The sequence below is a fragment of the Megasphaera elsdenii DSM 20460 genome (assembly GCF_003010495.1).
GTDB lineage: Bacteria > Bacillota > Negativicutes > Veillonellales > Megasphaeraceae > Megasphaera > Megasphaera elsdenii.
Genome location: NZ_CP027570.1, coordinates 2,034,213 through 2,056,579, shown reverse-complemented (window position 1 = coordinate 2,056,579; position 22,367 = coordinate 2,034,213). Strand labels below are relative to the sequence as shown.

Genomic DNA, 22,367 nt, shown 5'->3' with positions numbered 1-22,367 from the left:
AATTTATGACGAACGATTCATGGTCGTAATACAATCATGAATTGTCGCGGCAACGCCGCATCTGAATCCGAGGCGGCCTGCGAACTGCGCCGGGGTTTCAGCCTCGGCTTCCATACATCTTCTGGTAATACTGCTGGTATTCGCCGGAAATAATGGGCTGCCACCAGTCTTCATGGTCCAAGTACCACTGGATGGTCTTTTTGATGCCGTCGGCAAATTTCGTTTCCGGCAGCCAGCCCAATTCTTCATGGATTTTCGTCGGGTCGATAGCGTAGCGCCGGTCATGACCTTTGCGGTCGGTAACATGATGGATGAGGCTTTCCGGCTTGCCCAATGCTTTGCAAATCAATTTGACGATGTCGATGTTCTTCATTTCATTGTGGCCGCCGACATTATAGACTTCGCCGACGCGGCCCTTCTGGAGGATGAGGTCGATAGCCCGACAATGGTCTTCGACATAGAGCCAATCGCGAACGTTGAGTCCATCGCCGTAAACGGGCAACGGCTTGTCATGCAGGGCATTGATAATCATGAGGGGAATCAATTTTTCCGGAAAATGATAGGGCCCATAATTATTGGAGCAGCGGCTGATGGTCACCGGCAGGCCATAGGTCCGATGATAGGCCAGGACCAAGAGATCAGCCGACGCCTTGGAGGAACTGTACGGGCTGGATGTATGAATCGGCGTCGTTTCCGTAAAGAACAAATCCGGCCGGTCCAAGGGCAAATCCCCATAGACTTCATCGGTCGATACCTGATGATACCGCTGGATGCCGTACTTGCGGCAAGCATCCATGAGAACCGCCGTCCCCATGATATTCGTTTCCAAGAAAATCGCCGGATTCTCAATGGATCGGTCGACATGGGATTCCGCCGCAAAATTGACGACCACATCGGGATGTTCTTCTTCGAATAACGAATACACCGCACCGCGGTCGCAAATATCGGCCTTGACAAAACGGAAATTATCCTGCCCCATAACCGGTGCCAACGTCGACAAATTCCCGGCATACGTCAACTTATCCAAACAAATCACCCGGTCCTGCGGATGCTCCCTCAACATATGAAACACAAAATTCGACCCAATGAAACCGGCACCGCCGGTGATGATGATAGTCATGCTCCGTTCTCCTCTTTCGATATAATACTTTTATCACCTAAATAATAGCAGTTTGATGTTTGATGTATGATGTTAAACCAGGTTAGTTTTTAAGCTTTTTATCAGACCGCCGAGCAGTCCATCGATTTCAGTGCATAATTTCATAACCTTTTGAATCTCTTCTTTTTTCAAATATTCAAAATCCAAGCACAATAAAAATTGTGTCATCAATTCTGAATTAGAACCTTTAGCAATATGCAAAAACTGAATAAATTCTTTTTTAGTATTTCTCGATTGACCTTCTGCAATATTAGAAGGAATAGATACAGCAGCCCTTCTCATTTGATCAGACAAAGCATAGCGTTCCTCCATAGGTAACAACTTGACCAAGCAATAAGTCTCTCGTGCCAATCGCATTGCTTTTTGCCAAACGATTAAATCACGAAACGATCGTAAAGGCACACCAAGCACTCCTTTCTCACAAATTTCGCACCATTCACATCAAACATCAAACCTCAAACATTCCTTACAAATCTTTCAAAAATCTCCCTTCTGCGACTTTTTTCAAATATTGTCCATATGGGCTCTTGCCGTATTTTATGGCGCTTTCCATGAGGGTTTCTTTATCGATCCAGCCGTGGCCATAGGCGATGTCTTCTAAGGCGGCAATCTGGATGCCGGCCCTCGTTTCTACAGCCTTGACGAAGTTCGAAGCTTCGCTCAGGCTGTTGACTGTTCCCGTGTCGAGCCAGGCGTAACCCCGTCCCAGGGTGACGACGTTGAGATTCCCCTTTTCCAAATACATCTGATTCAAGTCCGTGATTTCCAGTTCGCCCCGCGCCGACGGCTTGACTTGTTTAGCATATTCACAAACATGCTTATCATAAAAATACAGGCCCGTAACAGCGTAATTCGTCTTTGGCTGTGCCGGTTTTTCTTCAATAGAAATGGCTTTGCCCTTTTCATCGAATTCAATGACGCCGAACCGTTCCGGATCATCGACATAATAGCCAAACACCGTAGCCCCTTCCGTATTGGCTGCAGCCTGCTGCAAATGACGGGTCAGCCCAGCACCGTAGAAAATATTATCGCCCAAAACCATAGCACACGGTTCCCCGGCAATGAATTCTTCACCGAGAATAAAAGCCTGAGCCAATCCATCTGGTGACGGCTGCACCTTATAACTCAAATGAATACCATAGCGGGACCCATCTCCCAGGAGCCGTTCAAAATTCGGCAAATCCGTCGGCGTCGAAATAATCAAAATATCCCGAATCCCAGCCAACATCAACGTCGACAACGGATAATAAATCATGGGCTTATCATACACCGGCAACAACTGCTTAGACGTCACCATCGTCAGCGGATACAACCGCGTCCCACTACCACCAGCTAATACAATCCCTTTCAAAAAAATCACTCCTCACCGTAAATTTTAACACTTAATTATACCAAAAAAGAACCTGCCATACAAAGTCATGAAGAACTTTGACGGTGTCAACATATTATGGGAATTTTTTTGAGTGAGAAAAAGGACCTTGGTATAAGCGTTACATAATATGCTGATAACCACCATTTTCTATGAGTCGCATCCATTACCGTTCAAAGTTGATTCACGCCCCGGCATATGAGCTGCTTCATCGGGAACGTACGTACAATACGGCAATTTTCGGCGACTCCATTCTTTCTTCAATATTTCTTGATTAACTTCGGGTTTTCTCGTCTGCCTATGAGCCGTGAATTGTTTCCGCGCATAGGCTTCCAGTTTACGAATAGACTGTAAGACACTTTGCCCACTCAAGCTGGCCGGAGGCGTAAGCGCAACGGACTTACGATAACTGACATCTGCAGAACGTGTGACTAAACGAGCTCGGCACAATGGCTCAATATGCGTAGACTTATCCAATCCCAGCTATTCATTCAACAGGTAATTATGTTTTCTTTAATGCATTAAAGTTTCCCCACAATTATTTTACACCATCAACTTTCCGGGTGAAAATGTTGATTCATAAAATCATCGCCCTTAGTCTGTTACGAATGTAGCCACTATTCTGAGCGGGACGCCCTTTGGCCGTCCCCTACGATAGCCTCCGGCAAGGGGCATTACGATACGGCTGAGGATTACGCGAGTCGTCGTTATTGGTTTGTGTTTGTCGCGGCGGGACGCCGCATCCGTACAACTGCCCCTGACGGGCCAAAAAGGGCCTATCAGGGGAGGCTTAAGGCTCCCTTTGTAGGGGAGCTGGCAGCTCTGCTGACTGAGAGGTTGCTTATTTAGCGTTCCAGCCATTCTTTGAATTCGTTTTCGCTGATGATGGGTGTGCCCAGTTTCTTGGCTTTTTCGTATTTGCTGCCCGGGTCGGTTCCGACGACGACGAGGGTGGTCTTCTTGGTGACAGAGGACGTGCATTTACCGCCTCGCGCTTCGACGGCCTGTTCGGCTTCTTTGCGGCTGAACATCTGTAATTTCCCTGTGAGGACGACGATTTCGCCGTCAAAGGTCGTGTTGATGAGGGTCTTCTTTTCCGCCGTCATGTCGACGCCGTGGGCGCGCAATTTTTCGATGAGAGCCTGGTTCTTGGCATCGCGGAAATAAGCTACGATGCTGTCGGCAATGCGCGGGCCGATGTCATCGATGGCCGTCAGGTCTTCCGTGCTGGCTTTCATGAGGGCGTCGACAGAGCCGAAGGATTCGGCCAGGACGCGGCCAGCTTTGGCTCCGACGAAGCGGATGCCCAAGGCAAAGAGGACCCGGGCCAGGCCGACGGACTTGCTCGTTTCGATGGCTTTGAGCAGGTTATCGGCTGATTTTTCGCCGAAGCCTTCGAGGTCGACTAGTTCTTCTTTAGTCAAGCCGTAGATGTCGGCTACGTCGTGAATGAGCCCCTGAGCCAGGAGCTGCTGGACGATGGCGTCACCCAGGCCGTCGATGTTCATGGCATCGCGGGAAACGAAGTGGGCGATTTTTTCACCGATGACTGCCGGGCAATCCGGGTTAGTGCAGCGCCAAGCCGCTTCCCCGTCGCGGCGAACGACAGGACTGCCGCAGGCCGGGCAGGTCGTCGGCATGGTGAAGACTGTTTCCGAACCGTCACGCCGTTCCGGCAAGGAGCGGACGACTTCCGGGATAATTTCACCGGCTTTCTGGATGACGACGGTATCACCGATGCGGATATCTTTTTCTTTGATGTAATCTTCGTTGTGCAGCGTCGCCCGCTTGACCGTCGTCCCAGCCAGATGGACTGGTTCGAGATCGGCAGCCGGCGTCAGGACGCCTGTCCGGCCGAGGCTGACGGAAATGCCGAGTACTTTCGTCTTGGCCTGTTCAGGCGGGAATTTATAGGCAATAGCCCAGCGGGGAATTTTGACGGTGTTCCCTAAGCGGGCCTGCTGGGCAAAGGAATTGACCTTGACGACCATGCCGTCTGTCGCATAAGGCAGGCTGTCGCGGCGGTCGTCCCAGCTGTGGATGAAGGTAATGACGTCTTCGATGTCCGTAAACTTGCGGTATTCCGGATTGACTTGGAAATGGAACTGCGCCAAGTCCTGGAGCAATTCTTCTTGGCTCTTGATTTCAATGCCGCTGTTGCCTCCCAAGGCATAGGCAAAGAAGGCCAGTTTACGCTGGGCTGTAATGCGCGGGTCGAGCTGGCGCAGGGAGCCGGCAGCGGCGTTGCGGGGATTGGCAAAGGGTTCCAGTTCGTCGTCGCGGCGCTGCTGGTTCAAGGCTTCAAATGACGTGATGGGCATGTAGACTTCGCCGCGGATTTCGATGTGCGGCGAATCGCTGGCGATATGTAAGGGTATGGTGCGGATGGTGCGCACGTTGTTGGTAATGTCTTCGCCGACGACGCCGTCGCCGCGGGTGACGCCGCGGATGAACTGCCCCTGTTCGTAAATGAGGTTGACTGCCAGGCCATCGATTTTCAGTTCGACGACGTATTCCAAGGATTCACCGCCTAAATCGCTGCGGACGCGCTGGTCGAATTCCCGTAATTCATCGTCGCTGAAAACGTCGCCCAAGCTGAGCATGGGCCGGTCGTGAGTGTATTTTTCAAAGCCGCCGGAAATCTTAGAACCTACGCGCTGTGTCGGCGAATCGGGCGTGACCCAGTCGGGATGGGCTTTTTCGATGTTTTCCAGTTCCCGGTACATCATATCGTATTCATAATCAGTCACCGTCGGTTTGTCGAGGGTGTAATACTGATAACTCAATTCATCTATTTTTTTGCGCAGCTCCAAGAGACGCGCTTTTTCAGTATCCATAGGTTCCTCCTTTATTCCTGAAAATCGGTTCCACTTATCTGCAAAGACATACTCACAACATCTGTGGCGGGACGCCCTTTGGCCGTCCCCTACGAAGGCCCCGATTGGGGGTATTTTTACGAGCCGAGAGCTTCCCGAGGCGGCCTGCAAAAGCACAAGCAACCTCTCCGGCCCGTTGGGCCACCTCCAGCTCGGCTCTCTGTTTTGGCAACCGTCCTGCGCTTCCCTATGGTCAGCACCTGACGGGCCAAAAAGGGCCTATGAGGGGAGGCTTAGGCTCCCTTTGTAGGGGAGCTGGCAGCTCTGCTGACTGAGAGGTTGCTTTTTACGAGCTGAGGGTTACTCAAGGCGTCGTTGTCAGTTTGAGTCTGTCGCGGCGCAGCGCCGCATCCGTAGGGGCCGTCCTGTGAAGGCGGCCCGCTACGCGCTGAGGGTTTCCCGAGGCGTCGTTGTCAGTTTGAGTCTGCCGCCGCACAGCGGCATCTGATTCCGAGGCGGCCCCTATTATATTTTCTCTAAGGGGGCGTATTTTACGACGACTTGGCGGACGCCTTTTGTTGGGAATTGGATTTTCATCTGCATGTTCGTGCCTTCACCGATGACGTCGAGGACAGTACCGATGCCCCAGATTTTGTGGCGGACTTTGTCGCCTTTGGCAAAGGTGTCGGTCACGGCGTGTTTTTTCGGCAGGCTCGACGCGACGGGCTTGGTCAAGATGGAGACGCGTTGTTTCCCAGGCACGGCCGTCGTCCGGCTCTGGGGCATGGCGCTCTTGCGATGGTAGTCTTCCATGAGCTGCGGTGGAATTTCCGCCAAGAAGCGGCTGGGCATATACGCCGAGATGCGGCCGTACATGGTCCGCGTAATGGCATTGGTCACGTAGAGCTGCCGTTCTGCCCGGGTAATGCCGACGTAGGCCAGGCGCCGTTCTTCTTCGACTTGCGCCGGGTCCAGCAGGGTCCGGCTGTGCGGGAACAGGCCTTCGTCGAGGCCGGTCAGGAAGACGACAGGGAATTCCAACCCCTTGGCGGCGTGGAGAGTCATGAGGGTCACTTTGGAATCACTGCTTTCAAAATCATCGACATCGCTGACCAGGGCGACGTTTTCCAAAAAGTCCTGGAGGTTGCCGTCGGGATTGCTGTCCATGTAATCTTTGGCGACAGACAGGAATTCGCCGACATTTTCCTTGCGGCTTTCGCCTTGCGGGTCATGTTCCGCTTCTTTATCGAGCATATCACCGTAGCCCGTCTCTTTGATGACCGTTTCGATGAGACTCAAGACATCTTTGCCTTCGATGTCGTTGAGGAGGTCGAAAATCATGGCGGCGAAGTTTTCCAACGACGTCCGGGCTCGTTTGGTGACGGGAATCTCGTCCGTCGACGACAAGGCTTCAAACAAGGATATGCCCTGTTCTTCCGCATAGGCTGCGACGTGTTCCATCGTCGTGGCGCCGATGTTCCGTTTCGGCACGTTGATGATACGCGTCAGGCTCAAGCTGTCTTCCGGGTTGTAGAGCAATCGCAAATAGGCCAGGACGTCTTTGATTTCCTTGCGGTCGTAGAACTTGGTGCCGCCGACCATGGTATAGGGAATGGCATAGCGCATGAGTTTCTCTTCGAGGACACGGGACTGGGCGTTAGTCCTAAAGAGGATGGCCATATCGCCATACGGTTCGTGGCTGATTTCGTGGCGGTTATAGATGACGCCGGCGATATAGTCGGCTTCATCGTGTTCCGTCTGGGCCTGGTAATGGATAATCTTGTTCCCTGCCGGGTTTTCCGTCCACAATGTCTTCTTGGGCCGGCTTTCGTTGTTGTCGATGACGGCATTGGCGGCGTGGAGGATGGTCTTTGTCGAGCGGTAGTTCTGTTCCAATTTAATCGATGCCGCATCGGGATAGTCCCGGGTAAAGTCGATGATATTGCGGATATCGGCACCGCGCCAGGCGTAAATGCTCTGGTCCGCATCGCCGACAACGCAGATGTTGCGCCAGCGGGCAGCCAGGATCTTGGTCAAGGCGTATTGGGCATGGTTCGTATCCTGGTATTCGTCGACCAAGATATATTGGAAACGGGACTGGTACTTTTCCCGAACATCTTCCTTTTCCTGCAAAAGGCGCACGGCCAGGAACAAGAGGTCGTCGAAGTCGACAGCATTGTTTTCCCGCAGCTTTTCTTGGTACAAGGCGTAGACGTCGGCTACTTTCTGTTCGTAGAAATCGGAGGCTTTCGCCGCAAAGGCCTTAGCGTCCATGAGGACGTTCTTAGCCGACGAAATGGTCCCCAAGACGGACCGCGGCATGAACTGCTTGTCATCGAGGTTGAGCTTTTTCAAGCAGTCCTTGACCAGGACCAACTGGTCTGACGAGTCGTAAATGGTGAAATTCCGCGTATAGCCGTGGAAGCCGTCGACTTCAAAGCGCAGCAGCTTGGCACAGAACGAATGGAACGTGCTCAGCCAGATGCTGTCCGCCTGGGCGCCGACGAGGTTGGTCACGCGTTCCTTCATTTCCTTGGCAGCCTTATTGGTGAAGGTAATGGCCAGGATGCGGTACGGCGCGACGCCCAGTTCCAGGAGGTGGGCAATGCGGCAGGTCAGGACCTTGGTCTTGCCCGAACCAGCGCCAGCCGTAATCAGCAGCGGCCCTTCGGTATGCTTGACGGCTTCACACTGGCGGTCGTTGAGGGTATCAAAAATAGGATTCATGCATTATTCCCCTTTTACAGATAAAAAGGCCCACACCGTGTCGATGGGGCCTCTGAAAATCATCACTTATTTCATTGCCGAAAGGATAGGCGGAATGACCTGTTTCTTACGGCTCATGACCTTGGGCAGGTAGACTTCCTTGTCGAGGACGTCTTTGCCGAAGGCACTGCTGACGACGTCGTCCATATTGCCGGCGAAGATGAGGTTCGTCGATTCGTCGATGATGCTGGTGATCATCAAGAAGGAAGCGGCGTAATCGTGTTCAGCGCGCAATTTTTCCAAGGCGTTGAGCAGGACCTGTTTCTGGTCGAGGAGGTCTGTCGTATCCATGACCTGGACCTGAGCCACTGTGAAGGTCGTATTGCCGCTGGAAAATTCTTTCATGTCGTTGTGGACAATCTGGTCCGGCGTCAAATCGGAGACGTTAGCACCGGCTTTGAGCATTTCCATGCCGTATTTTTCCATGTCTACGCCAGCGATGTTAGCCAATTTTTCGGCAGCTTCGCGGTCAGCCGGCGTGCAGGTCGGCGAACGGAAGAGGACCGTATCGGAAATGACAGCCGACAAGAGCAGGCCGGCAATGTCTTTCGGGATGTCGATCTTAGCCTGTTCATACAAGCCCGTGACGATGGTAGCCGTGCAACCGACGGGTTTGAAGAGGATGGAAATAGGGCCAGCCGTTTCCAAGGTGCCGCCGATGCGGTGATGGTCGATGACGCCGACGATGGATGCTTCGTCGATGCCGTCGATGATCTGTTTCTTTTCGTTGTGGTCGACGAGGATGACCGGCTGTTTTTCAGCAGCAGCGACGCAGTCTGCACAGATCATGCCGACGTATTTACCATTTTCGACGACAGCATATTTGCCATCAGCCGGGATGTCGTGACCGTTGTCGGTCGGTTTGAAGAACAATTCCGGATCATGAGCCAGGCCTTTGACGGTGCTCAATTCTTCGCCCATAACGGTCTTGATGAATTCATCAGCAAGCTGGCTCTTTTCGATGACGCCGACGAACTGACCGTTGTCGGCAACGGGAGCGACGTCGCTTTCATGGGATGCGAACCATTTGGCAGCATCTTTCAGGCTAGCGCTGACCGGAAGGGCTTCTACTTCCGTGTGGACGGCTTCGCTGACTTTGACGTAGAAATCCTTGACCAACGGCTGGGGAGCGACGTGGAAATAATCAAGGGCAAAGGCCGTTTCCTTATTCGGTTCGCCTGCGCGGATCGGCGTAGCGTCGATGCCCTGTAACTGTTTCAATTTTGCATAAGCAATAGAAGAACAAATGGAGTCCGTGTCCGGGCTCTTATGACCGGTAACAAAAATCTGTTTTGCCACGATAATCACCTCATTGAAAATTTATCTGAATGTATTTATTTATCCTTTGTATTATACCATAGACAAGAATGAGTGGCTAGGGGGATGGCGTATCGTTCGTCGTAGGTCGTTCATCGTTCGTCGAGGGAAATGGCGCCTGGCGGCGCCGCAGGCCGGAAAAGCATGTGCTGTTCGTCATGGATACGGCTGTGGATTTTTTTATAATCGCCCAAAAGCGATCGTTACATAATTACGCAGCATCGCCCGTATCGTAGGGGCGACCGCGTGGGGCGCCCGCTATGCACCGCAGGGGATACCCGAGGACGCATTATCAGTTTGAGTCGAAAGGCGCGCAGCGCCATCTGAGTCCGAGGCGATGAACGACGAACGAACTACGATCAACGATCATCTCGGTCCGCACATGCTGTTTTCGCCCAAGTCCTGGTTACTGAGGCCCAGACGCTTTAGCATGGCCATGTCTTCGACGATGGTCGAACCCGATGTGGTCAGCATGTTGCCCGTAATGGAAGCCGACGCGCCGCTGAGGAGAGCCGTAGCGCCGTTTTCCGGCAGGAGTTTGCGGCCTGCTGCCAGGCGGATGTTGGCTTCCGGGTTGATGAAGCGGAAGAAAGCAATCGTACGCAAGATGTCGCGGCTGTCGAGTTGGATCCGATGTTCCAAGGGCGTGCCGGGAATAGGCATGAGGGCGTTGATGGGAATGGATTGGATGCCCAGTTCGGCCAGGCTGATGGCCATATCCAGGCGGTCTTCCCAGGTTTCCCCCATGCCGATGATGCCGCCAGAGCAGACGCAGAGCCCTTCTTTCTGAGCGGCCTTGATGGTGCGGATGCGGTCGTCATAAGTGTGGGTCGTACAGATGTGCGGGAAGAAACGCCGCGACGTTTCGATGTTGTGATGGTAACTGGTGACGCCCGTTTCATGGAGGCGGTGCAGCTGTTCCGGCGTGAGCAGGCCGTGAGAAGCACAGAGGTCGATGTGCAGGATCTGTTTCATCGTGCGGTATGCATCCAGGGCCTTTTCAAAATCAGCACCGGTCAGCGCCCGGCCGGACGTGACGATGGCAAAGCGGTTGGCGCCGGCATCCTGATTGGCCTTGGCGTTGGCGATGATTTCTTCTTTCGGCAAGAAACCGTATTCGTCACAGCCCGTATGATGGCAGGCCGCCTGAGCACAGTATTTGCAGTCTTCCCCACAACGGCCGCTGCGGCCATTGATGATGGTACAGAAATCGACATGGTTGCCACAAAAATGGCGCTGTAAGGCACCGGCCCCCTTCTGCAGCTCCTCTAAAGGTGCTTCCAGGAAAATCGATAAATCATCACCGCGTTGGATGCGGTATCCTTTTATAATGCTATCTGTCAGTGCAGCTATTGTGTTCATTGTCAACCCACTCCTTGCTTTGTTTTTGTAAACTATGGGATTATTATACTCGCTGCATCGATTGCAGTCAACTCAATTTCATTTATATCATGGTTAACAATATGAGTGCACGATATCCTGAATCGCAGGATGGCCCATTTGTTTAAGACCAACCTCTCCGGCCCTTCGGGCCACCTCTAGCTCAGCTCTCCGTTTTGGCAACCGTCTTGCACTTCCCTGCGGTCAGCACCTGACGGACCAAAAAGGGCCTATGAGGAGAGGCTTTGGCTCCCTTTGTAGGGGAGCTGTCAGCGCAGCTGACTGAGAGGTTGGGCACGGCGGGCCGCCCTTTGGGACGGCCCCTACGATGGAGCCATGAAAAAAGAGGCTGGCCCGCGAAGCCATCTTCGCAGGTCAACCTCTTTTTCAAGTGTTCTTGCCAATGAATTACCGACGTTCGCGGATACGGGCAGCTTTGCCTGTAAGACCACGGAGGTAGTGCAATTTTGCACGACGGACGATACCGTGGCGAACGACTTCGATTTTAGCGAGGCGCGGGGAATGTACTAAGAAAGTACGTTCAACACCAACACCGTAGGAAACGCGGCGGACAGTGAAAGTTTCGCGGACACCGCCGTTCTGACGGCCGATAACGACACCTTCAAAAACCTGTACACGTTCGCGATTGCCTTCGACAACCTTTACGTGAACTTTGACTGTATCACCAGGGCGGAATGCCGGGATATCGTCACGAAGCTGTTCCTGTTCAAGTACGCTGATAATGTTCATTTCTTTTTTCCTCCTATAAGACATTCGTGCCCCCGTTGCCGCCACCTTTCACGACAATCGTGTTACCGGACAGAGGACTGCCTAAATTAACAAGGGAATTATACCATAAAGACACTGTCCTGTAAAGGGGTTTTCCCCATATTATCCATTACATTTGTACGTTCGGCATGAAACTGCGGGACATGTGGGCGATGATGGCCTGGTACTTATCTTTCTTGCTGGTCGGATAGGTGACGGAGAAGGCCGTATAGGTCTTGTTCTTGTCGTTGATGTAGAGTTCGTGGTAATAGGATTTCTTGCCGTCCGTCCAGCCGATGGCATAGCTATTCTTGGTCTTGATGTTGGTCGTCAAGGTCGGCGAACCATTCATGCCCAAAGCCATGTTGTAGAGTTCGTCGATGGTAAAGCCCATGGTGTTCTTGGCAGCATAGGTCATGTAGACGGCATCGTCTTTGGGGTCCTGGAAATAGCAGCCGTCGCCGTCGGCATTCATGTCAGCTGTCGTAGCCGCTCTGGGGATATCGACGGCATACTGATAGGCGCTGTTATAATACTGATAGTACTTCTTGTCTTTTGTCGTCATGACCTGGACGACTTCATAGCTGTCGGCACTGGCACTCTTGATGCTCACTTTTTCTTCAGCCATAACTGTCGAGCCGGCAATGCAGGTAAGGGCAGCAGCCAACATGACGAGATTCTTGAATTTCATAATGATCACTCCTTTATAGTAGGTGCGGAAAAGGAGCTGTCGAGTGAAGACAGCTCCTGCAATACTCCCTATTATTATATCATATTTTTCATTTTTGGCCATGGAATTTCCGCTTTATCACAGGATTCGCGGCGGGTCGTCGAAGGTACAATCAACCTCTCCGGCCCATTGGACCAGCTCTGCTGACTGAGAGTTTGCTTTTTACGAGCCGAGGGTTACTCGAGGCGATGTTGTCCACCTGAGTCTGTCGCCGCGCAGCGCTACATCCGTAGGGGCCGTCCTGTGAAGGCGGCCCGCTACGCGCTGAGGGTATCCCGAAGCGTCGTTGTTCATTTGAATTTGTCGCCGCGCAGCGGCATCTGAGTCCGAGACGAACCACTAGCCACTAACCACGAAATTACGCCAATTTCTTGATGTCGCCTAAGGGCTGGATGAGGCTGTACGTCAAGGCCAGGAGATGGAGGCGGTTTTCTTTGACAGCTTCATCTTTGTGCATGACCAGGACGTTGTCCAAGAAATCGTTGATAGCCGCAATGCCTTCGGAAAGGACTTCGGCTACGCCTTCGTAGTCATAGACAGCGTATTTCTGCGGCAAGTTGACCTGCATAGCCTGGCAGGCGCTGTAGAGGGCTTTTTCTTCTTCTGTTTCGAAGAGGTCCGGGTTGACGCCGGTATTGTCGGCGCCTTTGATCATGTTGCTGACGCGGGTGAAGGCCTGCAAGAGGTCGGTCTTGCCCATGATGTCGGCATCGATGAGGGCCTGGGCACGGCGGGCTTCTTCGTAAGCGTTGAGCGTATCCGAAGCCAGGACGCAGTCGATGATGTGGTAATCCATGCCTTTATCCTGGAAGATGTTCTTCAGGCGCAGCGTGAAGTAATCGTCGAGCTGGCCCATGACTTTGGCTGCGTCTTCCCCTTCTACGCCGAGGAGGCTGAGGACGAAGGCAAAGACTTCATGGCAGTTGAGGTTCCAGCCGGCATCCATGAGGATGTTGAGGATACCGATGGTCTGGCGGCGCAGGGCGAAGGGGTCCTGAGAACCGGTCGGAATGAAGCCGCGGCTGAACATGCCCGTAATGGTATCGAATTTATCGGCAATACCCAAGACCTTGCCCATGTCGGTCTGCGGCAGGACGTCACCGGCAAAACGCGGCTGGTACTGTTCGTTGATGGCTTCGGCAACGCCTTTATCTTCGCCGTCGATGAGGGCATATTCCTTGCCCATGACGCCCTGGAGTTCCGTAAATTCCATGACCATCTGCGTAGCCAGGTCGGCTTTCGCCAGGAGCGAAGCGCGCTGTAATTTGGCATCGTCCAGGCCGAGGTCGAGTTTATGATTGAGGAAGACCGTAATCTTTTCCAGGCGCTGGGCTTTGTCGTAAAGCGTGCCCAGGCCATCCTGGAAGACGATTTTCTTCAGTTTTTCCGTGTAATCGACGAGGTGATGTTTCTTATCTTCTTCAAAGAAGAACTTGGCATCATCCAGGCGGGCGCGGAGGACGCGTTCGTTGCCGTGCTGGACCGTTTCCAGATGGTAATCGTTGCCGTTGCGGACGGTCAGGAAGAGGTTCATGAGCTTGCCGTCTTTATCGCGCATAGGGAAATAACGCTGGTGGTCCTTCATCGGCGTGATGATGGCCGCTTCCGGCAGTTTCAGGTAATCTTCATCAAATTCGCCGCAGAGAGCTGTCGGATATTCGACGAGGTAGACGACTTCTTCCAAGAGGTCGTCGTCCATGATGATGGTACCGCCCTTTTCGTCAGCCAGCTTCTGCAAGCCGTCGAGGATCATCTGTTTGCGGACTTCCGGGTCGACGATGAGGAAGTGTTCTTTGCACGTTTCTTCGTAAGCTGCCGGGCTTTCGATTTCGAAATCACCCGTGCCCAGGAAGCGGTGGCCGCGGCTGACCTTGCCCGACTTGACGTTGGCCAGTTCAAAGGGGATGACGTCTTTATCGAAGAGTGCGACGAACCAGCGGATAGGACGGACGAAGTGGAAGTCCAGGCTGCCCCAGTGCATGCTCTTGGGGAAATTGAGGCCCGTGACGATACCCTTCATAAGGTCCGGCAAGAGGCCGGCTGTGTCAGCGCCGACACTGGTGACGTTGGCATAGACATAGCCGTCTTCGACGACGAGGTCCTTGACGTCGATTTTCTGACCCCGGGCAAAACCCATGGCGGCTTTGGTCGGATTGCCGTCGGCGTCGTAAGCGATCTTGACCGACGGGCCTTTATGTTTAGCCGATACGTCGGCCTGTTTTTCAGCGACGCCCTTCATGATGAGGGCGATGCGGCGCGGCGTACCGAGGGTACGGATCGATTCGTAGGCGATATGGGCTTCGCCAAAGGATTTCCCGGCCAGGTCCTTGACCTGGGACAGGATACTCGGCATATAATGAGCCGGGATTTCTTCAGTACCGATTTCAAGTAACAAATCTTTGCTCATCTTATTTTTCCTCCTTGTTAAGCATCGGGAAGCCTAATTTTTCACGCTGTTCCAAGTACGCTTTGGCGCAGGCCCGGGCCATGTTGCGGACGCGGCCGATGAAAGCAGCTCGTTCGCTGACGCTGATGGCGCCGCGGGCGTCGAGGAGGTTGAACGTGTGCGAGCATTTCAATACGTAGTCATAAGCCGGAAGGACGAAGCCGGCTTTGATGACCCGCATCGCTTCTTTTTCGTATTCATCGAAGAGGTGGAACAAGAGGTCGGCATTGCTCAATTCAAAAGCATACGTCGACTGTTCGACTTCGTTCTGATGGAAGATATCGCCGTAGGTGACGTCTTCATTCCATTTGAGGTCATAGACATTTTCGACGCCCTGGATGTACATAGCCAGGCGTTCCATGCCGTATGTGATTTCCGACGAGACCGGAGCGACGTCGATGCCGCCGACCTGCTGGAAATAGGTGAACTGCGTGACTTCCATGCCGTCGAGCCAGACTTCCCAGCCCAGGCCCCAGGCGCCGAGGGTCGGCGATTCCCAGTTATCTTCGACGAAGCGGATGTCGTGTTCGGCCGGGTTGATGCCCAGTGTTTCCAAACTCTTCAAATAGAGTTCCTGGATGTTGTCCGGCGACGGTTTGCAAATGACCTGGAACTGATGATGCTGGTACAGGCGGTTCGGGTTGTCACCATAACGGCCGTCAGCCGGGCGGCGCGACGGTTCGACGTAAGCGACATGCCACGGTTCCGGTCCGAGCGTGCGCAGGAACGTAGCCGGGTTCATGGTCCCTGCCCCTTTTTCTACATCATACGGTTCATAGATGATACAGCCCTGAGAAGACCAAAAGCTCTTCAATGCAAATATCATGTCTTGAAAATTCATCTTGTTCCCTCCTAAATACAAAAAAGTCCCTGTAACACATGACATGTTACAGGGACGAGTATACTTACCCGCGGTTCCACCCTGGTTGGTCGAAAGACCCGCTTGATTCACCGGCCATACACATCAAAAGACTTCCGGCCGCGGCCTTCAGAGCGCCTTCCGCATCGGCAGCAGGCTCACACTGTCCCTGCTTCGCTGAGGATGATACGTACTTACTCTCCTGCATCGCCTATGTATTTGTACGTCCCCTATCATAGCAGAGATAGAGGAAAAAGTCAATAAAAAGGAGCCGTCTTAAGAGACAGCTCCTTTTTAGGTTTGATGTATGATGTTTGACGTGAGGGCTTTTAAATTTAAAACATTCTTCATCAAACATCAAACTTTCAACATCAAACCTGACTTTATTGCTTGCCGTATTTTTCGGCGACATCCAGGCGGCGCAGGGCTCTTTGCAGGGCCGCTTCGGCGCGGGCCGTGTCGATGTCGGCAGCGTGTGCAGCCAGGCGGTCTTCGGCGCGTTTTTCCGCCGATTTGGCACGGTCTACGTCGATGTCCTCCGGTTTTTCCGAAGCCGGCGTGATGACCGTGACCGTATTGTCATGGACTTCCAGGAATCCCGACGCTACGGTGACGTACTGGCGCTTTCCGCCTTTGTCATAGCACAAGGGCCAGATCGACAGGGACGCGATGAGCGGCGCATGGTTGGGCATGATGCCCAGGTCACCGTCCAGGGCGCGGACGAGGACGAAATCCACGTCTTCATGGAGTACGGCAGCATCGGGTGTAATGACTTCCAGATGGAGTGTCTTTCCTGCTTCTGCCATAGACTATTCCCCTTTCAGTGTCTTAGCCTTTTCGTATGCTTCTTCGATATTGCCGACCATGTAGAAGGCCTGTTCCGGCATGTCATCGCATTTACCGGACAAGATTTCCTTGAAGCCTTCGATAGTTTCTTTCAGCGGTACATAACGGCCTTTCTGACCGGTGAACTGTTCAGCGACGGCGAAAGGCTGGCTGAGGAAACGCTGTACCTTACGGGCACGGGCAACGGTCAGCTTATCTTCTTCGGACAGTTCGTCGATACCCAGGATGGCGATGATATCCTGCAGGTCTTTATACTTCTGAAGGATTTCCTGGACGGCACGGGCCGTGTTGTAATGGTCGTCGCCGATGACATGGGGGTCGAGGATACGCGACGTCGAATCGAGAGGATCGACGGCCGGGTAAATGCCCAATTCAGCGATTTCACGGGCCAGGACGGTCGTAGCATCCAAATGAGCGAAGGTAGCGGCCGGAGCCGGGTCCGTCAAGTCGTCGGCAGGGACGTAGACGGCCTGGACGGACGTAATGGAGCCGTCTTTGGTCGACGTGATGCGTTCCTGCAGGGCGCCGACGTCGGTGCCCAGGGTCGGCTGGTAACCAACGGCCGACGGGATACGGCCGAGCAGAGCCGAAACTTCGGAGCCAGCCTGGATGAAACGGAAGATGTTATCGATGAACAGCAAGACATCCTTGTGTTCTTTGTCGCGGAAGTATTCTGCCATGGTCAGACCGGTCAGGCCGACGCGCATACGGGCTCCAGGCGGTTCGTTCATCTGGCCATAGACGAGTGCCGTCTTGTCGATGACGCCGGATTCCTTCATTTCGTTCCAAAGGTCATTGCCTTCACGGGTACGTTCACCGACGCCGGTGAAGACGGAATAGCCGCCGTGGCCGGTAGCTACGTTATGGATGAGTTCCATGATGAGGACGGTCTTGCCGACACCGGCACCACCGAAGAGGCCGATCTTGCCGCCTTTGGCATAGGGGCAGATGAGGTCGACGACTTTGATCCCCGTTTCAAAGATTTCCGTTTCCGTCGCCTGGTCCTGGAATTTCGGGACCGGACGATGGATTGGCCAGTAATCATCGGCTTCGACTTTGGCGTCGACTTTATCGACAGTCTGGCCGAGGACGTTGAAGATACGGCCCAGGACCCCTTTACCGACGGGGACCTTGATAGGACCGCCCGTATTTTCAGCAGCCATGCCGCGGACGAGGCCGTCCGTCGAGTCCATGGCAACGCAGCGGACGACGTCGTCGCCCAAGTGCTGCATGACTTCTACAACCAGGTCGATCTTCTGGTCGCCTTCGCCACCGGTGATATGGATGGCGTTGTAAATGGCGGGCAAGTCTGCTTCCGAGGCAAACCGCACGTCGACGACCGGGCCGATGACCTGGACGACTTTCCCAATATTATTACTCATGAAGAGGTTCTCCTCTCTTTCAGAATCGTTGACAGACGGGCCTTACTGCAATGCGTTGGCGCCGCTGACAATTTCCGTCAATTCGTTGGTGATACCAGCCTGACGGACTTTATTGTACGTAACAGTCAGTTTATCGATCAGTTCGCCTGCGTTGTCCGTAGCCGACGTCATGGCCGTCATGCGGGCACCGAGTTCACTGGCAGCGGACTGAAGGAGGCTGTTGTAAATGAACAGATCCAGATACTGCGGCAGCAGGGCATCGAGGACGAGCTTGGCATCTGGCGCGAAGAGATATTCTTCCCGCGGGCCGGATTCTTGCTGGCCTTCCTGCTGGGAAATGGGCAGCATCTTGACGATTTTCGTGTCCTGGGACAAGGCCGATTTGAAGTGCGTATAAATGACGTAGACTTCATCGACTTCGCCAGCCAGGAATTTCTGCGTCGCCAAGTGGGCAATCTGCTGGGCGTGGCTGAACTGGGGCTTATCCGAAAAACCGGACCACTTCTTTTCCGGCACCAGGTGCAAGTGCTTGAGGTACTCAATGGGCTTGCGGCCGGCGACGAGAAGCATCGATGCGTCGCGGGGCTTGTCCTTGAGGACCGAGACCATGGCCTTGTTGACATTGGAATTGAAGGCGCCAGCCAGGCCTTTGTCGGAACCGATGACGATGTAGCAAGTCTTCTTGACTTCGTCATGCGGCGTGAACAAGGGATTGCCAGCGTCAGGCGAAGCCGCAGACAGACGCTGCAGCATGCCTTCCATCTTTTCGGTATACGGGGCGGTAGCCAGTGCCCGATCCTGTGCACGGCGCAGTCGCACGGAAGAAACCATCTTCATGGCCTTAGTGATCTGCTGGGTATTGGTGACGGATTTAATACGTCTGTTTATTTCGCGTGCACTCGGCATAGCTTATTCCTCCTCTTTGATCAGTTCGTGAGAAGCGCCGTACTGCTTAGTGTATTCAGCGATGGCTTTCTGAAGCGTTGCTTCTGCATCTTTGCCGAGTTCCTTCGTCGACTTGATGCTTTCGCCGACTTCGGGATAGTTGCTGTGCATGAATTTAATGAAACCGTCTGCAAACTGCGAGACTTCCTCAACCTGGACGGGCATGAGGTAGTTCTTGACGGCCAAATAAATCTGCATGACCTGGTCTTCGACAGGCATGGGATGGTACTGCGGCTGAATGAGGAGCTGCATCGTCCGTTCACCGGCGTCGATCTGGGCTTTCGTGCTCTTATCCAAGTCGGAACCGAACTGAGCGAAAGCAGCCAGTTCACGGTACTGAGCCAGGCTCAGGCGGAGCGTACCGGCAATCTTCTTCATGGCCTTGATCTGGGCAGACCCGCCGACACGGGATACGGAGAGGCCGACGTTGATAGCCGGGCGGATCCCGGAGTTGAAGGCTTCTGTTTCCAAGAAGATCTGGCCGTCTGTGATGGAAATGACGTTGGTCGGGATATAAGCCGACAAGTCACCGGCCAGGGTTTCGATGATCGGCAAGGCCGTAATCGAACCGCCGCCGAGTTCATCCGACAATTTAGCAGCTCGTTCGAGGAGACGGGAATGTAAGTAGAATACGTCGCCCGGATAAGCTTCACGTCCTGGCGGACGACGGAGGAGCAGACTCATGGCACGGTAAGCCTGAGCGTGTTTGGACAAGTCATCGTAGACGCAGAGGCAGTCCTTGCCCTGGAGCATGAAGTATTCGGCCATGGAAACGCCGGAATACGGAGCCAGGTACTGGAGCGGTGCGCCGTCGGAAGCCGTAGCGGCGACGACGATGGTATAGGCCATGGCGCCGTTTTCTTCCAACGTGCGGACGACACGGGCTACGGTCGAAGCTTTCTGGCCGATAGCGACGTAGACGCAGATGACGCCCGTATCCTTCTGGTTCAGAATCGTATCGATGGCGATGGCCGTCTTGCCGGTACCACGGTCACCGATGATGAGTTCACGCTGGCCACGGCCGATAGGGACCATGGAGTCGATAGCCTTGAGGCCTGTCTGGAGCGGTACCTTGACCGGCTGGCGGTCAGCGATGCCGAAGGCCTTGACTTCAATCAGGCGCGATTCTTTGGTCTTGATTTCCCCTTTGCCGTCGATAGGCATACCCAAGGGGTTGACAACGCGGCCGATCATGGCTTCACCAACAGGGACACGCATGACGCGGCCTGTACGGCGGACCGTGTCGCCTTCCTTGATGAGGGCGTCATCGCCGAGCAATACGGCGCCGACGTTGTCTTCTTCCAGGTTCAGGGCCATGCCGTAAACGCCGTGCGGCAGTTCCAGCAGTTCCCCGGACATGGCTTTGTCCAAACCGTAAATGTGGGCAATGCCGTCCCCGACTTCCAGAACGGTGCCGACATCGTCGACGTTCATTTCCACATTATAATCTTCGATTTGTTTCTTGATTATAGCCGTTATTTCTTCTGGCTTCATTTTCATTATTCGTCCGTCACCCCATTCGTCACGTCAGCCTGGAGCAGTTTATGCTGCATATCGCGCAGCTGCCGCCGGAGGCTGCCGTCTATTAATTTGTCGCCGATCTGGATGACCATGCCGCCGATGAGCGACGGGTCGACGTAGTACAGCGGTTCGATGTGCTGCCCCGTCATGGCTTCCAGGCTGGCAACTAATTTTGTTTCTTCTTTCTTGGACAGCGGTTTGACGACGCGGATCTTGGCCACTTCGATGTGCTGGGCCTTGCGGGCCAAATCGATGAACCCGTCGATGGCAAGCAACAGGGCCGCTTCGCGGCGCCGGTCGATCATGACGTACATGAACTGCAGGACGATCGGCGACAGGCTGTCTTTGAAAATCTTTGCAAGTGTGTCTTTTTTAGACTGCGGCGGTACGAGGGGATGATTCAGGAATTTCCACAAATCGGGATTTTCCTGGAACGTGTCCCGCACGCCTTTCAGTTCTGTTCCGAACTCAGTAAGCTTCTTCTGTTCGCTGGCGATGTCGAACATCGCCTGGCTGTATTTGCTGTAGATCGTTTCGGGTATCATAAGATCAGTTCCCCTTTACGCGGTGCGTCTGGAGCTGGTCGATACAATCGGCTACCAGTTTTGCGTTCATGTCAGGATCCATGTTTTTCTGGAGCAGTTTTTCTGCCACAGCCATAGACAGTGTGACTACTTCATTACGCATTTCCCGGATAGCCGCTTCCCGTTCGTTGGCGATTTCCGTCTGGGCGATCTGTTTTTCCCGGGCGATCTGGGCGCGGATGGCTTCCAGCTGGGCCTGGGCTTCCTTGTCGGCCTGCTTGACAGCTTTGTCGACAATGGCCTGGGCTTCTGCACGGGCATCGCGGATCTGGGCTTCATAATCGGCTTTCATCTTTTCAGCCGTTTCCCGGGCTTTGGCTGCGTTGTCGAGGTCCGACGCAATCTTGTTGCGGCGGTCTTCCAGGACTTTGAGCAGCGGTTTATAGGCGAACTTTGCCAAAATGGCAACTAATACGAAGAAGTTGATGAACTGGAACAGCAAGGTACCATTAATACTAACCAATGTACTTCCCTCCCCGGCTGTAGATTAGAATCCTCGGATTAGAGCAGGCTGACGAACGGATTGGCGAAGACCAATACGATAGCGATGACAGCTGCGATAATCGGCATGGATTCGATCAGGCCGATGGAGATAAGCATGTTTACGAGGAGCTTGCCGCCCATTTCCGGCTGACGGGCTGTACCTTCGAGCATCTTCGAAGCAGCGTGGCCGTCACCGATAGCAGCGCCGAGGGCTGCCAAACCAATACCTAAGCATGCACCAAATGCAGATAATGCCAATACGAGAGCTTTTTCCATAGTAAATAACCTCCTAAGTTGTAACCAGTATCTGAGCTTTCATTATTCTTCCGTAAAGGACGGTGCCAGATACGATGTAGTCAGAATGGTGAAGATGAATGCCTGGATGAGGCCGATGACGAAGCTGAACAGGAGCCAGATCATCGGGACGGCGACAGGCACGAGGAAGTACAGGACTTCCAAGAGGATTTCCCCGGCCAGGATGTTGCCAAAGAGACGGAAGGCCAAGGTCAAGGGCTTGGTGATTTCTTCCATCAGATTGATGATGACAAACGGCGCAAAGGGCTTGAAGAAGTGCTTGAAATGCTTTTTGAACCCCTGGTTCTTCAAGGCCATGAAATGGACCATAAAGGAAGAAACCAGTGCCAGGGCGACAGTCGTATTCAAGTCATTCGTCGGCGAAGCCAGGACATGCGGATTCGGCAGCATGCCCAATTCGTTAGCGAAGAGGATGAACAGGAACATCGTCAGCAAGACCGAGACGACCTGACCGTATTTCGGCCCTAAGGTTTCCTTGAACTGGTCGAGCAATGCTTCGATGACGATTTCCATGGCGTTCTGAAGTCCTGACGGGACGAGGGACCGGCCCCTTGTCGCAGCGACAGTGACGATGATGACCAAAGCTGCGACCAGCCAGGTCATCATGAGCGTATCCAGGTTGACATTCAGACCCAGGAGCTGAACGACCATATGATGCCCTGCATGTAATTCCATACGCAA

Annotated in this window: 19 protein-coding genes; all 19 read right to left on the bottom strand. The window is 53.6% G+C overall.

Annotated features, from left to right (window positions below; genetic code table 11):
* Nucleotides 1-97 precede the first annotated feature (97 nt).
* Nucleotides 98-1,120, bottom strand: a complete 1,023-nt coding sequence (gene rfbB, locus C6362_RS09785) for a dTDP-glucose 4,6-dehydratase (protein ID WP_014016830.1) — start codon at nt 1,118-1,120, stop codon at nt 98-100.
* A 72-nt stretch (nt 1,121-1,192) separates the two neighbouring features.
* Nucleotides 1,193-1,561, bottom strand: coding sequence for a four helix bundle protein (locus tag C6362_RS09780; protein ID WP_014016831.1), 369 nt, complete (start codon nt 1,559-1,561; stop codon nt 1,193-1,195).
* Nucleotides 1,562-1,625: 64 nt separating this feature from the next.
* Nucleotides 1,626-2,519 (bottom strand): glucose-1-phosphate thymidylyltransferase RfbA, encoded by an 894-nt coding sequence (gene rfbA / locus C6362_RS09775; RefSeq protein ID WP_332370157.1) that lies wholly within the window; start codon nt 2,517-2,519, stop codon nt 1,626-1,628.
* A gap of 854 nt (nt 2,520-3,373) precedes the next feature.
* Entirely contained in the window at nt 3,374-5,365 is a 1,992-nt protein-coding gene (ligA, locus tag C6362_RS09770; RefSeq protein WP_014016833.1) for an NAD-dependent DNA ligase LigA, read from the bottom strand.
* A gap of 504 nt (nt 5,366-5,869) precedes the next feature.
* Nucleotides 5,870-8,071 (bottom strand): DNA helicase PcrA, encoded by a 2,202-nt coding sequence (gene pcrA / locus C6362_RS09765; RefSeq protein ID WP_014016834.1) that lies wholly within the window; start codon nt 8,069-8,071, stop codon nt 5,870-5,872.
* A gap of 66 nt (nt 8,072-8,137) precedes the next feature.
* Nucleotides 8,138-9,409 carry a manganese-dependent inorganic pyrophosphatase gene (locus tag C6362_RS09760; RefSeq protein WP_014016835.1) on the bottom strand — a complete coding sequence of 424 codons (1,272 nt, stop codon included), beginning with the start codon at nt 9,407-9,409 and terminating at the stop codon, nt 8,138-8,140.
* A 384-nt stretch (nt 9,410-9,793) separates the two neighbouring features.
* On the bottom strand, nt 9,794-10,789 hold the full coding sequence (bioB, locus tag C6362_RS09755; protein WP_014016836.1) for a biotin synthase BioB: 996 nt from the start codon (nt 10,787-10,789) through the stop codon (nt 9,794-9,796).
* A 426-nt stretch (nt 10,790-11,215) separates the two neighbouring features.
* Nucleotides 11,216-11,557, bottom strand: a complete 342-nt coding sequence (gene rplS, locus C6362_RS09750; RefSeq protein ID WP_014016837.1) for a 50S ribosomal protein L19 — start codon at nt 11,555-11,557, stop codon at nt 11,216-11,218.
* Nucleotides 11,558-11,705: 148 nt separating this feature from the next.
* On the bottom strand, nt 11,706-12,266 hold the full coding sequence (locus C6362_RS09745) for a hypothetical protein (protein ID WP_014016838.1): 561 nt from the start codon (nt 12,264-12,266) through the stop codon (nt 11,706-11,708).
* Nucleotides 12,267-12,663: 397 nt separating this feature from the next.
* Nucleotides 12,664-14,712, bottom strand: a complete 2,049-nt coding sequence (gene glyS / locus C6362_RS09740; protein WP_014016839.1) for a glycine--tRNA ligase subunit beta — start codon at nt 14,710-14,712, stop codon at nt 12,664-12,666.
* A 1-nt stretch (nt 14,713) separates the two neighbouring features.
* On the bottom strand, nt 14,714-15,592 hold the full coding sequence (gene glyQ / locus C6362_RS09735; RefSeq protein ID WP_014016840.1) for a glycine--tRNA ligase subunit alpha: 879 nt from the start codon (nt 15,590-15,592) through the stop codon (nt 14,714-14,716).
* Nucleotides 15,593-15,993: 401 nt separating this feature from the next.
* A complete protein-coding gene (locus tag C6362_RS09730; RefSeq protein WP_014016841.1) occupies nt 15,994-16,416 on the bottom strand; it encodes a F0F1 ATP synthase subunit epsilon in 423 nt (140 codons plus the stop codon).
* A 3-nt stretch (nt 16,417-16,419) separates the two neighbouring features.
* The gene (gene atpD, locus C6362_RS09725; RefSeq protein WP_014016842.1) at nt 16,420-17,838 is read right to left on the bottom strand and encodes a F0F1 ATP synthase subunit beta; all 1,419 of its coding nucleotides are present in this window, start codon (nt 17,836-17,838) and stop codon (nt 16,420-16,422) included.
* A gap of 42 nt (nt 17,839-17,880) precedes the next feature.
* Nucleotides 17,881-18,744, bottom strand: a complete 864-nt coding sequence (atpG, locus tag C6362_RS09720) for an ATP synthase F1 subunit gamma (protein ID WP_014016843.1) — start codon at nt 18,742-18,744, stop codon at nt 17,881-17,883.
* Between the two features lie 3 nt (nt 18,745-18,747).
* On the bottom strand, nt 18,748-20,283 hold the full coding sequence (gene atpA, locus C6362_RS09715; RefSeq protein ID WP_014016844.1) for a F0F1 ATP synthase subunit alpha: 1,536 nt from the start codon (nt 20,281-20,283) through the stop codon (nt 18,748-18,750).
* Entirely contained in the window at nt 20,283-20,849 is a 567-nt protein-coding gene (gene atpH / locus C6362_RS09710) for an ATP synthase F1 subunit delta (RefSeq protein ID WP_014016845.1), read from the bottom strand. The genes atpA and atpH overlap by 1 nt, the downstream gene beginning before the upstream one ends.
* Nucleotides 20,850-20,853: 4 nt before the next feature.
* The gene (gene atpF / locus C6362_RS09705) at nt 20,854-21,351 is read right to left on the bottom strand and encodes a F0F1 ATP synthase subunit B (RefSeq protein ID WP_014016846.1); all 498 of its coding nucleotides are present in this window, start codon (nt 21,349-21,351) and stop codon (nt 20,854-20,856) included.
* A gap of 38 nt (nt 21,352-21,389) precedes the next feature.
* A complete protein-coding gene (gene atpE, locus C6362_RS09700) occupies nt 21,390-21,647 on the bottom strand; it encodes a F0F1 ATP synthase subunit C (protein ID WP_014016847.1) in 258 nt (85 codons plus the stop codon).
* 42 nt (nt 21,648-21,689) lie between these two features.
* Nucleotides 21,690-22,361 (bottom strand): F0F1 ATP synthase subunit A, encoded by a 672-nt coding sequence (gene atpB, locus C6362_RS09695; RefSeq protein ID WP_014016848.1) that lies wholly within the window; start codon nt 22,359-22,361, stop codon nt 21,690-21,692.
* Nucleotides 22,362-22,367: the final 6 nt, after the last annotated feature.